Source organism: Azospirillum halopraeferens DSM 3675, from assembly GCF_000429625.1.
GTDB classification, from domain to species: domain Bacteria; phylum Pseudomonadota; class Alphaproteobacteria; order Azospirillales; family Azospirillaceae; genus Azospirillum; species Azospirillum halopraeferens.
Genome location: NZ_AUCF01000004.1, coordinates 445,725 through 459,073, shown reverse-complemented (window position 1 = coordinate 459,073; position 13,349 = coordinate 445,725). Strand labels below are relative to the sequence as shown.

The window sequence follows — 13,349 nt, the reverse complement described above, 5'->3', positions numbered from 1 at the left end:
GTCGCCGCCCTCCTCGCCACCGCCGGCGGTGACGGAGGGCGACGCACCGGCCGGCCCTCACAGGTCCGCCACCTCCACCACCCCCGGCACCGCCTTCAGCGCCGCGCGGCTCTGTGCGTTGATGAAGTAGGAACCGGGGAGCTGGATCTCGATCTCCTTCAGCGGCTCCACCTCCACCAGCACATGGACGCGGCCGCGGCCCTTGGAGAAGCGCTCCAGCGTGCCCTTGAGGCCGGGCAGCGGGCGGTCGTCGCGCAGCACCACCCGCAGCCCGTCGGAGACGGAAGCCACCGCCTCCTCCAGGGGTTTCACCTCCTGGCAGGTCAGGCGCACCTCTTCGCCGTTCATCTGGGCGTCGACGGTCAGCAGCACCGGCGTGCCCGGCTCCAGCAGGTCCCGCGACGACGACAGCACTTCGGAGAAGCAGGTCACCTCGTAGCCGCCGCCGGCATCGGACAGTTCGACGAAGGCAAAGCGGCTGCCGGACTTGGCCGTCTTCTCCTTCTTCGACACGACGATGCCGGCCATCTTGTAGCGGGTCGAGCCGCCCCTGGCGACGGCCCCGGCAATCTCGGCCGAGCGCAGCACCTTCATGCGCCCCAGGGCGCGGGCGAAGGCGTCCAGCGGGTGGGCGGAGAGGTAGAAGCCGATGGCCTGGAACTCGTGCTTCAGCTTCTCCAGCGGCTCCCAGTCCGCCACCTTGGGCAGGTTGGGCTCGCTGAGCCCGCCGCCGCCGCCGCCGAACAGGTTGCCGATGCCGCTCTGGCGCTCCGCCGCCTCGGCCCTGGCGTAGCGGATCAGCGTCTCCAGCGCGCCGTGAACGCGGGCGCGGTTGGCGTCGATGCCGTCGAAGGCGCCGGCGCAGGTCAGGTTCTCCAACTGGCGCTTGTTGATGGTCTCCAGGTCCAGGCGGCGGGCGAAGTCGAACAGGCTGCGGAACGGGCCGTTCTTCCGGCGCTCATCCACCACTGCCTTCATGGCCTGAAGGCCCACGCCCTTGACCGCGGCCAGGGCGTAGCGGATGGCCTTGGTGCCGTCGGGCAGCACCTCCACCCCGAAGATGGAATCGGACCGGTTGATGTCCGGCGTCAGCAGACGGATGCCCAGCCGGCTCAACTCCTGCCGGAAGACGTTCAGCTTGTCCGTGTTGCCCAGGTCCAGCGTCATCGACGCGGCCATGAACTCCACGGGGTAGTTGGCCTTGAGATAGGCGGTGTGATAGGCGACCAGGGCGTAGGCGGCAGCGTGGCTCTTGTTGAAGCCGTAGCCCGCGAACTTCATGACCTGGTCGAAGATCAGGCTGGCCTGGCCGGCGTCGACGCCGCGCCCTTCGGCCCCCTTGCAGAAAATGGCGCGCTGGGCGTCCATCTCCTCCTTGATCTTCTTGCCCATGGCGCGGCGCAGCAGATCGGCGCCGCCCAGCGTGTAGCCGGACAGCACCTGCGCGATCTGCATCACCTGTTCCTGGTAGATCATGATCCCGAAGGTTTCCTTAAGGATTCCCTCCAGGGACGGGTGCATGTAGTCGGGGGGCTCGTCACCGTTCTTGACCCGGATGTACTTGGGGATGTTGTCCATCGGGCCGGGACGGTAGAGCGACACCAGGGCGATGATGTCCTCCAGCCGGTTGGGCTTGAGGCGGCGCAGGACGTCACGCATGCCCGAACTTTCGAGCTGGAACACGCCGGTCGATTCCGCCCGGCCCAGCATCTGGTAGCTCTTCTCGTCGTCCAGGGATACCCGCGACAGGTCGGGCTTCTCCGGGATCAGGTTGACCGCGGTCTGCAGAACCGTCAGCGTCTTCAGGCCGAGGAAGTCGAACTTCACCAGCCCGGCCTGCTCCACGAACTTCATGTTGAACTGGGTGACCGGCATGTCGGAGCGCGGGTCGCGGTAGAGCGGCACCAGCTCGTCCAGGCGCCGGTCGCCGATCACCACGCCGGCGGCGTGGGTCGAGGCATGGCGGTAGAGGCCTTCCAGCTTCAGCGCGATGTCCACCAGGCGGGCCACCGTCTCGTCGCCGTCGCGGGCCTGGCGCAGCGGCTCCTCGCTGTCCAGCGCCTGCTGCAGGGTGACCGGGTTGGCCGGGTTGTTGGGCACCATCTTGCAGATCTTGTCGACCTGCCCGTAGGGCATTTGCAGCACGCGCCCGACGTCGCGCAGCACGGCGCGCGCCTGCAGCTTACCGAAGGTGATGATCTGGGCGACGCGGTCGTAGCCGTACTTGTCCTGGACGTAGCGGATCACCTCTTCGCGGCGGTCCTGGCAGAAGTCGATGTCGAAGTCGGGCATCGACACGCGCTCGGGGTTCAGGAACCGCTCGAACAGCAGACCGAAGCGCAGCGGGTCCAGGTCGGTGATGGTCAGCGCCCAGGCGACGACCGAGCCGGCCCCCGACCCGCGCCCCGGCCCCACGGGGATGCCCTGCGCCTTGGCCCACTTGATGAAGTCCGACACGATCAGGAAGTAGCCGGGGAACTTCATGGAGACGATGACGTCCAGCTCGAACTCCAGCCGGTCGCCGTACTCCTTGCGCACCTCGGCGCGGCGCGCCTCGTCCATGTCGGGGGTGAAGACGACGGTCTCCAGGCGCATCTCCAGCCCGGCGCGGGACTGGGCGCGCAGTTCGTCGTCCTCGCTGCGGCCCGCCTCGGTGGGGAAGGCCGGCAGGATCGGCTTGATGGGCTTCAGCAGGAAGGAGCAGCGCCGGGCGATGACCAGCGTGTTGTCCACCGCCTCCGGCAGGTCGGCGAACAGCTCGCGCATCTCCGCCGCCGACTTGAAGCGGTGGTCGGGCGTGAGGCGGCGCCGCTCCTCCTGGCTGATGTAGGCGCCCTCGGCGATGCACAGCAGGGCGTCGTGCGCCTCGTACATGTCGGCGGTGGCGAAATAGCAGTCGTTGGTGGCGACCAGCGGCAGGTCGTGGGCATAGGCCAGATCGACCAGCGCCGGTTCGATGGCGTCCTCGATGGCGGTGAAGCGGCCGCCGTGGCGCTGGAGTTCCACATAGAGGCGGCCGGGGAACAGGGCTTTCAGCCGCTCCAGCACCTCCAGGGCATGGGCTCCCTGCCCTTCGCCCAGCAGCCGGCCCACCGTCCCCTGCGGCCCGCCGGTCAGCGCGATCAGGCCGGCGGTGTGCCCCTCCAGCGCGTCCAGGGGCACCTGCGGCCCGGCCATGGGGTCGGATTCCAGGAAGGCCCTGGACACCAGCTTCATCAGGTTGCGGTAGCCTTCCGCGGTCTGGCAGAGCAGGACGAGCTGGTCGGGCTGTGTCGCCGCCTTGCCCGGCAGGCCGGGCCGGACCGCCGCCGGCGCCACCCGGGTGATGCCCAGCACGGTGCCGATGATCGGCTGCACGCCGGCGTCCGACGCGGCCAGGGCGAACTCCAGCGCGCCGAACAGGTTGCCGGTGTCGGTGACGGCCACCGCCGGCATCCCCTGCTTCTGGCAGAGCTTCACCAGTTCCTTGACCTTGATGGCGCCCTCCGACAGGGAATAGGCGGAGTGCACGCGCAGGTGGATGAAATCGGCGTGGGGCATGATGTCTGCGTTCGGCGGCGGGAGCCCTATAGGTGGCCCGGGAGGCGCCCCCCGATCAAGCCGGACCTTCGGCAAGCCGCCGTCAGGGCGAGGAGCGCCGGTGCGGGCGCAGGGGCACCGGGCCGGTGCCCTCGCCGCCGCGGGTGGTGTCGGCCAGCAGCACCTTCAGCGGCACGCCGAGGATCTCCTGCTGGTTGGCCTCGGCCGCCTCCAGAAGCTGGGCGGTGCGTTCCTGCCAGGGCAGTTCCAGGCCGCCGAGCCCGCGGACCGAACCGCGCAGGCCGATCCCCAGCGCCTTCATCAGGTCGTACAGCGTCGACTCGCCGAGATCGCGGGTCACCACCCACGACTCGCGCGTGGTGTGGGCGGCCCAGTGGGCGTCGCGAAGCTGCTCCAGGATGCCGTCGATCAGCACCGCGCCCACCGGTACCCGCTGCACCAGCGTGCGCCGGCGCAGGCCCACACCCAGGCGGCTGGCGTCCATCAGTTCGTGCAGCACCGCCAGCGCCAGCGCCAGGCGCTGGGCCGGCAGCAGCCCCTCCGGCCCGTGGCGGGTGATCCGGCCGGCCCGCCATTCCGGCAGGGCGGCGGTGACCACCGCGCCGAACAGCACCGTCGACCAGGCGATGTACAGCCAGAACAGGAAGATGGGGATGGTCGACATGGCGCCGTAGATCGTCTGGTACGCCGGGTAGGTCCGCAGGTACCAGCCGAATCCGGCCTTGGACAGTTCCAGCAGCAGCGACCCCACGGCCCCGCCACAGGCGGCGTCCAGCCAGCTCACCGGCCGGTTGGGAATGGCCAGATAGAGGAAGGTGCAGCCCGCCATCTGGAGCACGTAAGGCAGGATCGCCCCGAAGCCGACCAGGGGATAGGCGAAGTCCTCCAGATGCGCGACCTGGAGCGTCGTCCAAAGGGTGCTGGACAGGGACAGGCTGGCCCCGAAGAACAGCGGCGCCAGCGTCAGGATGGCCCAGAAGGACAGGATGCGGGTGACCATCGAGCGCGGTTCATAGATGCGCCAGATCGCGGCGAACGACCCCTCGATGGTCCACATCAGCAAGATCGCCGAGAACGCCAGGCCGATCACGCCGAACACCGTCATCTGCCCGGCATTGGCCATGAAATGGCCGAGGTACTCCAGGATGGCGTCGCCGATCTCCGGCACCATGTTGCGGAAGATCACCTCCTGCACGCGCGTTTGCAGCGCCCCGAAGGCGGGGAACGCCGTGAAGATGGCGAACCCGATGGTCATCAGCGGCACGATGGCCAGCAGCGTCGTGTAGGTCAGCGACGCCGCGGTCTGGAAACAGTTGTCGTTGTAGAAGCGCATGGCGGAGTGGGCGGTGAAGGCACTCACCTCGCTCACCGCGGACCGCGCCCGCCGCCAGGCTCCGACAACGCCCTTCAGGGCCGGCATGGGGACCTCCCGCTCCGGTTTGACCGGGCACGTCTTTGGTGTAGGATGCGCCCCACTTTTTTCATGTCCCGAAGAACACTATGGATAACGAGGTCCGGATGTCCAACCCGAAGCCGCTGATGGAAGGCAAGCGCGGCCTGATCATGGGCGTGGCCAACGATCGGTCGATCGCCTGGGGCATCGCCACCGCGCTGGCGCAGCACGGTGCCGAGCTTGCCTTCACCTACCAGGGCGACGCGCTCGCCAAGCGCGTGCGGCCGCTGGCGGATTCGGTCGGCGCGCGCCTCGTGGTGCCCTGCGACGTCAGCGACGAGGCGAGCATCGACGCTGCGTTCGCGGCGATCGAGGCGGAATGGGGCAAGATCGACTTCGTGGTCCATGCCATTGCCTTTTCCGACAAGAACGAGCTGGACGGCAAGTACCTCAACACATCGCGCGACAATTTCCTCCGCACGATGGACATCTCCTGCTACTCGTTCACCGCGGTGGCCCGGCGCGCCGTGCCGCTGATGCGGGAGGGCGGCAGCCTGCTGACCCTATCCTATTATGGCGCGGAGCGCGTCATGCCCCACTACAATGTGATGGGCGTGGCCAAGGCGGCGCTGGAGGCCAGCGTGCGCTACCTGGCCGTCGACCTGGGCGGCGACAACATCCGCGTCAACGCCATCTCCGCCGGCCCCATCAAGACCCTGGCGGCCAGCGGCATCGGCGATTTCCGCTACATTCTGAAGTGGAATGAGCTGAACGCCCCGCTGAAGCGCAACGTCACCATCGGCGAAGTCGGCAACGCCGGCCTGTTCCTGCTGAGCGATCTCGGCACCGGCGTCACCGGCGAGGTGATGCACGTGGACAGCGGCTATCACACCGTCGGCATGGTGGCGGTGGACGCCGCCCCGCAGGTGGCCCAGCTCCTCAACGGCCTGAGCGGCGGCGCCAAGGCGGATTGATCGTTCCGCCCCTCCCCCGCCGGCAGCGGGGGAGGGTGCGGGACCCGGCGACGTTCGAAGGGAATCCATCATGGCCGGCAACAGCTTCGGCACCGCCTTCCGTTTCACCACCTGGGGCGAGAGCCACGGGCCGGCCATCGGCGTCGTGGTGGACGGCTGCCCGTCGCTGCTGGACCTGAGCGAGGAGGACATCCAGCCCTGGCTGGACAAGCGGCGGCCCGGCCAGTCGCGCTACACCACCCAGCGTCAGGAGCCCGACCGGGTCCGCATCCTGTCGGGCGTGTTCGAGGGCAAAACGACGGGCACGCCGCTGTCGCTGATGATCGAGAACACCGACCAGCGCTCCAAGGACTACGGCGACATCGTCGGCAAGTTCCGGCCGGGCCACGCGGACTACGCGTACGAGCGCAAGTACGGCATCCGCGATCACCGCGGCGGCGGCCGCTCCTCGGCGCGCGAGACCGCATGCCGGGTCGCCGCCGGCGCCGTTGCGCGCAAGGTGCTGGGCGACACCATCACGGTCCGCGGCGCGCTGGTGCAGATCGGCCCCCACGCGGTGGACCGCTCCCGCTGGGACTGGGACGCGGTGCACGCCAACCCCTTCTTCTGCCCCGACCCGGAAGCGGCCGCGCGGTGGGCCGACTACCTCGACGGCATCCGCAAGGCCGGATCGTCGGTGGGTGCGGTGGTGGAGGTGGTGGCGTCCGGGGTGCCGGCCGGCCTGGGCGAACCGCTGTACGACAAGCTGGACGGCGACCTCGCACGGGCGATGATGACCATCAACGCCGTCAAGGGCGTGGAGATCGGCGACGGATTCGCCGCCGCCGCCCTGACCGGCGAGGAGAATGCCGACGAGATGCGCCGGGGGCCCGACGGCCGGCCGCTGTTCCTGGCCAATCACGCCGGCGGCATCCTCGGCGGCATCTCCACCGGGCAGGACGTGGTGGTGCGTTTCGCCGTGAAGCCCACCAGCTCCATCCTGGTGCCGCGCCGCACCATCGACCGGGACGGCAACGACACGGAGATCGTCACCAGGGGCCGCCACGACCCCTGCGTCGGCATCCGCGCCGTGCCGGTCGGCGAGGCGATGATGGCCTGCGTGCTGGCCGATCACCTGCTGCGGCAGCGCGCCTACACCGTACGTTGAACGACCGGCCGGCGGCGGCCGGCCGATTCGTTGCTCCCGGCACCCGCATTGGGGTATCGTCCGGTCGCGTACGAGGACAGCGGGACGGACGGACATGACGCGACGCCGACGCTCGGGAGCCCTTGCCGGCGGCCTGTTGACGGCGCTGGCCGCGGCCGGCTTCGCCGGCACCGTGTCCGCCGGTGACCCCGCGGCGAGCAGCGCCACCCTCCTGTCCAGGATGGCCGCGGCGCCGGCGTTCCGGGAATACGCGGAAACCCATCAGAACTGGAAACTCTACTGCCAGGTGTGGAGCGAGCCGCGCCGGGTGGAGTGCGAACTGGGCACACGCCGCGCCTCCGGTCCGCGCAAGGCGTCGCGCCTGGTGTGGCTGCGCTCCAGCGAACGCTGGATGGAAGGGCTGCGATTCCGCCTGGAGGACCAGTCGATCGACATCGACAAGGGCGTACGCCTGTGGGTCGACCAATCGCTGTTCCGCCCCGAATTCCCCTGCACCCGCTTTCCCTACGAACCCGGCACCTGCGCCGTCAGCGACCGGGCGGTCAACGACCGTCTGGTGGAGCGCATGCGCAGCGCCGACAAGGTCTCGGCGGTGGGCCTGTCGCCGGCCGGTGAGAAGGTAGAAATCTTCTTCTATCTCAAAGGTTTCCGGGCCGCTCTGGAGCGCATGGAGGAACTGCGCCGGCAGGCCGGCGTCGACGCCTGGATGTAGCGGCGCCCGCCCGATGGTGGGGCTTGCGCCGGCCGCCGGTGCCGCTACCCTGGGCGCCCGATCCCGGAGGACACCCACCATGCCGCAACCCGATCACATCATGGCCCTGCCCGTTCCCGATCCGGAAACGCTGGACGAGGACCTGCAGGCCTATTTCGCCAAATGCACGGAGAAGCTGGGGTTCGTCCCCAATGTCCTGCGCGCCTACGCCGCCCGCCCGAAGAAGCTGCGCACCTTCGCCGCCTTCTACAACGAACTGATGCTGGGCGAGAGCGGCCTGAGCAAGCTGGAGCGGGAGATGATCGCGGTCGTCGTCTCCTCGGCCAACCATTGCTATTACTGCCTGGTGGCCCACGGGCAGGCTGTGCGCAAGCTGTCGGGCGATCCCGAACTGGGCGAGATGCTGGCCGCCAATTACCGGGTGGCGCCGCTGGAGCCGCGCCACCGCGCCATGCTCGACTTCGCCTGGAAGCTGACGACGCAGCCCATGGCCATCGGCGAGGCGGACCGCCGGGCCCTGCGCGACGCCGGCTTCACGGCGGAGGAGATCTTCGACATCGCCGATGTCGCCGGCTTCTACAACATGTCGAACCGCGTCGCCTCCGCGGTGGACATGATCCCCAACCGCGAGTACCACGCTCTGGACCGCTGACCGCCCGCCCTGCCCCGCAACCGCCGGAGACCCGCCGGGATGATCACCTTCATCGTGCGTCTGTTCGCCCTGGTCGGTTTCCTGGTGATCGCCGGGATCGCGGTACTGGTGTACGTGCTGCTGAACCGCGGCGCGCCCGCCCTGCCCGACACCGTGGTGCTGGAGTTGAACCTCGACCGGCCGCTGGCCGACGCGCCGCCGACGGGATCGCTGGCCTTCCTGGAGGAGAGCACGACCCTGCGCGACGTGCTGGCGACGCTGGAGCGGGCGCGCACGGATCCCCGCGTGAAGGGCCTGGTCGCCCGCATGGGCAGCGACGACCTCGGCTTTGCGCAGGTGCAGGAACTGCGCACCGCCGTGCAGCGCTTCCGGGAGAGCGGGCGCTTCGCGTACGCCTTCGCCACCAGCTTCGGCGGCGGCGGGCCGGGCAACCGCGCCTATCTGCTGGCGACCGCTTTCGACGAGGTGTGGCTGCAACCGCTCGGCGTCGTCGGGCTGACCGGCCTGTCGGCCGAGGTGCCCTTCGCCGGCAAGGCGCTGGAGGATCTGGGCATCCGGCCCCAGGTGGTGCAGCGCGAGGCGTACAAGACCCTGGCCGAGAGCTTCACCCGCACCGACTTCTCCCCCGCCCACCGGGAGATGATGGAAAGCTTGGTCGCCGACCTGTCGGGGCAGCTCGTGTCCGGCGTCGCTGAGGGCCGCGGTCTGGCACCGGACATGGTGCGGGCGCTGATCGACCGCGCGCCCCTGCTGGACGCGGAGGCGCTGGACAACGGCCTGGTCGACCGGCTGGGCTACCGGGACGAGGCGATGGCGGCGGCGCTGGCTCAGGCCGGACCGGGTGCGCACCCGGTGGAGGTGCCCGATTACCGCGACTCCGCCGGCGACGCCCACGAACAGGGGCCGACGGTGGCGCTGATCCATGTGCAGGGCACCATCGTCGACGGCCGCAGCGAGGTCGACCCGCTGATGGGCAGCCTGACCGCCGGATCGGAAACCGTGGTGAAGGCGTTCGAGGATGCGCTGGAAGACCCGGACGTGGTGGCCATCGTGCTGCGCGTCGACAGCGGTGGCGGCTCGGTCACCGCGTCGGAGGCGATCCGGCGCGCCGTGGTCAACGCCCGCACCACGGGCGGGCGCCCGGTGATCGTGTCCATGGGCGACGCCGCCGCGTCCGGCGGCTATTGGGTCGCCATGGACGCCGACCGCATCGTCACCGGCCCGGCGACGCTCACCGGCTCCATCGGCGTCGTCGCGGGCAAGCCGGTGGCGGAGGAACTGTCGCGCCGCATCGGCGTGTCCTGGGGGGTGGTGCAATCCGGCCGCAACGCCGGCATGTGGTCGCCCGTGCGCCCGTTCGACGACAGCGGGCTGGAACGGCTGAACGCGCTGGTCGACCGCTCCTACACCACGTTCCTCGAGCGGGTGGCCGCGGCACGCCGCATGACGCCGGAGGCGGTGCGGGCCGCGGCGCAGGGGCGGGTGTGGACCGGCGCGGAGGCCGCCGCCCTGGGTCTGGTCGACGAGTTGGGCGGGCTGGAGCAGGCGCTGATCCGCGCCCGCGAGGCGGCCGGGCTGGCCGCCGACGCGGCGATCACCGTGGCCGTCTTCCCCCGTCCCAAGTCTCCTCTGGAACGGGCCATGGACTTCGTCTCCGGCCGCGGCGAGATCGTGGAGAGCGGTGCCGCCCTGGCCGCTCTGCGCGACGCCCTGCCCCTGGCAACCCACCTGCGCCCGCTGGTGGAAGCGTCCCGCCCCGGCGTCCTGGCCGTGATGCCCCCCACCGGCCTGCTGCCGCCGCGCTAGATGGCAAGAACAAAGCCATGGAGCCACAGGCGTTCGCCAGAGCAACATGCATTTTATGTGAAATGCATGTTGCTCTGGCATTTTGGGAAGCGATCGGACTCACGCGTCAAATCGGTTCCGATTTAACCCGATCCGATCTAACGACGCCTGTGGCTCCCGGGACGCGGATCACTCGGTGATGACCACCCTGCCCATCGGGCTCTTTTCCAGTTCCTTCAGGCGCAGGATGAAGGCATCCGGATCGGACAGCGACGTAGCCAGTTCGGCAACCTTCTTTGCCTTGTACTCCGCCGCCCTGGTCTTCGCCGCGTCGGAGTACTGATAGCCGTCTTTTTCACTGTAACTGACGTCGCCCATCTCGATCTTGGTTCCGTCGTACTTGTCTTCCAGGCCGCAGATGGTGATGACCTGGACGTCACCGGAAACGTAACGGTTGTAAGAGCGGACGACGGTCGGAAACTCGACCTTGTTCTCCCGATCGGTCTTGATGAGCGGCCAGGTTTTCTCGATGTGGGCTGCATATTTCCGCACGGCGGCGGGAATGCTGTCCGTGACGTAGCCCGATTTGGTCGGGTCGAACAGGCCCGACACCGGGTCGCGCGGGCCGGTGGGATCGACCATCGCCATTTCCTGGTACAGCGCCAGCTTCTGGGTCACGCCCAGCATGAACACCGGCAGGGCTGCCTTGGCAACGTCCTCACGCATGAGGTATTCGATGCCGCCGTTCTGCGACTGGATGTCCTCATACCCCTTCAGGAGGTCGAACAGGAGCTTGCGATTGTCGAGTTTCTGCACCTGCGGGTCGGTGTCCGCCGCCCCGGTCAGCCCCATGAATTCCTTTCTCTTCGCGATATACTCGACCGCGATGTTGGTGTTCACCTGGCTGATGGCGCTGGATATCTGATCGACCGTATTCTGGCGGACCGTCTGCTCGACGATCTTCTGGAACATCTCCTCCAGATCTTTGAGGTAATCCTCATCATCGGACGAGAAGATCAGGTCGACGACCCCGCCGAGAATTGCGCCGAGGATGCCGCCGGCGATGCCGCCCGCCAGGGTCGACAGCCCAGACACCAGATACCCCGCCAGCTTCGCCTCAAGCTGCTGCTTGACCAGTTCCTCCACCATGGAGGAGGCCGCGTCGGTGGCGACGCTGACCCATTCGCTGTCGGCGCGCAGCAGCGGCGGCTGCGCCGGCACCGCGGCGAAGACCGGCGTGGTGACCACCCGGCCACCGGCGGTGACCCGCACCCCCGGAAGGAGAAAGTACGTGTCGGCAAGACCGGTGCGCTGGACGTACACCGCCGTTCCCGCGGGATGGTCACCGACGTCGGCGGTCAGGAGGCTGAAGTGGGCGCTTTCCAGGGTCTCGCCGTCCGTCAGCAGGTTGTAACCCGACAGCGTGCCGAGGGCGCACCCCTTGCGGATGCCCAGCACGGTGCGCGCCGCGGCGGTGTAGCTGTCCTCCAGAGCCGGATCGGCGAGGGGCAGCGTGTCCCCGCCGTCGGCGATGAAGCGATCGTGCCACTCCTCTTGCGGCGCACCGTCCCCCACGATGCGCGCCAGCTTGGCACGCCGGTAATCCTCCTCCGAACCGGGACCGCGGTAGCGCCCGATCCGAATGGAAACCGAAACCCTGCAATTCGACGTCATGTCTGGCCCCCGCTCCATTTCCGGCTGCACCACGCCATACCGGACGCTTCGGGCCTATAACAGACAACATGCGGGCGTCTACAGGATCGTATCCGTACGTCCGAATTAAACCATAGAGTGTCTTTCGTTAATGATGATCAACCGGATTGCGTGATTCAGAGTGTCCGCCGGAACAGGCCGGGATAGGTGACGACGAGGCCCTGTCCGTCCACGTCGATGTCGGCGGCGAAATCGCTTCCGAGGGACTCGAAGCGGTAGCGGGCGTCGGTGTCAGGGCGGGTGTAGCGCTGCCGCGCGCACTCCACACTCAGGTCGGGGACGTGAACGTAGGCCACGGCGATCTCGGTGCCCGCCCCGGCGGCCAGGTCGAGACGGCGGATGGGCAACGTGTTGGTGAAGGGGCTCACCGACAGATCGACGTCGATCGCGCCGGCCAGTCCCGGCAGGGGCTCACCCGCGGCGGTGGCCCAGGATCCGGCACCGTCGGCGACCAGCACCAGACCGCACCCCGCACCGACGACGTCCACCGACAGGGACCGCACCCGCCAACCACCGTCGCAGGTCAGCCGGTACCGGGCGGCGAAGGGCAGACCGTCGTCGGTGGCGCCGACGACCACCCCGTCGGCCGTGACCGCGTCGGCGGTGACGTTCAGCTCCAGGTGTTCCAGCCCTTCGCCCGACCATGGACCCCAGCGTGCAACGATCATCTCCATCTCCCTGTGCGCGTCTATCCTTCCCGCACCGCGCCGATCAGGAATTCCGTGTTCCCCTCCGGCCCCTTGATGGGGCTCTCCTCGACGCCCAGCACGCGCCAGCCCGGCAAGCCGGCCAGCCAGGCGCGGATGCGCTCGCACACCTCGGCGTGCAGGGCGGGGTCGCGGACGACACCCCCCTTGCCGACGCGGCCCTTGCCCACCTCGAACTGCGGCTTGATCAGGGCGACCAGGCGTGCCCCCGGCACGGTGAGGGCGAGAGCGGCCGGCAGCACCACCTCCAACCCGATGAAGCTGGCGTCGCACACCACCAGGTCGACGGGATCGGGGATCTCGGCGCGGGTCAGGCGGCGGGCGTTGGTCTTTTCCAGCACCACCACCCGCGGGTCCCCGCGCAGCTTCCAGGCGAGTTGCCCGTGCCCCACGTCGACGGCGTAGACACGCGCCGCGCCGCGGCTCAGCAGCACGTCGGTGAAACCACCGGTCGATGCGCCCACGTCCACCGCCGTCAGGCCGGCAGGGTCGATGGCGAAGCTGTCCAGCCCCTTGACCAGCTTCAGCCCGCCGCGCGACACCCAGGGATGATCCTGTCCCTTGACCGACAGGGGCGCCTCTTCGGCGATCTGATCGCCCGCCTTGTCGATGCGCCGCGTGTCGGAATAGACCAGCCCCGCAAGGATCAACGCCTGCGCCCTGGCCCGGCTTTCCGCGAGGCCCCGTTCCACCAGCGCCACATCGACCCGTACCCGTGCCATCCCC

The 13,349-nt window shown here is 69.0% G+C and carries 10 protein-coding genes; 5 read left to right on the top strand and 5 right to left on the bottom strand.

Translation table 11 applies throughout. The features are described 5' to 3' along the window. Nucleotides 1–57: 57 nt before the first annotated feature. Nucleotides 58–3,540 (bottom strand): DNA polymerase III subunit alpha, encoded by a 3,483-nt coding sequence (gene dnaE / locus G472_RS0105690; protein WP_029007595.1) that lies wholly within the window; start codon nt 3,538–3,540, stop codon nt 58–60. Between the two features lie 82 nt (nt 3,541–3,622). After that, the gene (locus G472_RS36810) at nt 3,623–4,960 is read right to left on the bottom strand and encodes a YihY family inner membrane protein (protein WP_084536465.1); all 1,338 of its coding nucleotides are present in this window, start codon (nt 4,958–4,960) and stop codon (nt 3,623–3,625) included. A 98-nt stretch (nt 4,961–5,058) separates the two neighbouring features. Between G472_RS36810 and fabI the strand changes: the two genes are divergently transcribed. The 5 genes from fabI (at nt 5,059) to sppA (ending at nt 10,224) form a co-directional block, all read left to right on the top strand. Continuing rightward, nucleotides 5,059–5,907: an enoyl-ACP reductase FabI gene (gene fabI / locus G472_RS0105680; RefSeq protein WP_029007594.1), complete on the top strand. Its 849-nt coding sequence runs from the start codon at nt 5,059–5,061 to the stop codon at nt 5,905–5,907. 70 nt (nt 5,908–5,977) lie between these two features. Continuing rightward, entirely contained in the window at nt 5,978–7,054 is a 1,077-nt protein-coding gene (gene aroC, locus G472_RS0105675; RefSeq protein WP_029007593.1) for a chorismate synthase, read from the top strand. 94 nt (nt 7,055–7,148) lie between these two features. Further along, nucleotides 7,149–7,766 (top strand): invasion associated locus B family protein, encoded by a 618-nt coding sequence (locus tag G472_RS0105670; protein ID WP_029007592.1) that lies wholly within the window; start codon nt 7,149–7,151, stop codon nt 7,764–7,766. 79 nt (nt 7,767–7,845) lie between these two features. Further along, nucleotides 7,846–8,418 carry a peroxidase-related enzyme gene (locus G472_RS0105665; protein WP_029007591.1) on the top strand — a complete coding sequence of 191 codons (573 nt, stop codon included), beginning with the start codon at nt 7,846–7,848 and terminating at the stop codon, nt 8,416–8,418. A gap of 39 nt (nt 8,419–8,457) precedes the next feature. Next, complete coding sequence (sppA, locus tag G472_RS0105660) at nt 8,458–10,224, top strand: signal peptide peptidase SppA (protein WP_029007590.1); 1,767 nt, start codon at nt 8,458–8,460, stop codon at nt 10,222–10,224. Between the two features lie 168 nt (nt 10,225–10,392). On the opposite strand, the gene G472_RS0105655 is transcribed toward sppA, so the two are convergent. The 3 genes from G472_RS0105655 to G472_RS39675 form a co-directional block, all read right to left on the bottom strand. Beyond that, nucleotides 10,393–11,907, bottom strand: coding sequence for a hypothetical protein (locus G472_RS0105655; protein WP_211100145.1), 1,515 nt, complete (start codon nt 11,905–11,907; stop codon nt 10,393–10,395). Nucleotides 11,908–12,032: 125 nt separating this feature from the next. Then, complete coding sequence (locus tag G472_RS39680; RefSeq protein WP_029007588.1) at nt 12,033–12,584, bottom strand: putative glycolipid-binding domain-containing protein; 552 nt, start codon at nt 12,582–12,584, stop codon at nt 12,033–12,035. 20 nt (nt 12,585–12,604) lie between these two features. Then, complete coding sequence (locus G472_RS39675) at nt 12,605–13,345, bottom strand: TlyA family RNA methyltransferase (protein ID WP_029007587.1); 741 nt, start codon at nt 13,343–13,345, stop codon at nt 12,605–12,607. Nucleotides 13,346–13,349: the final 4 nt, after the last annotated feature.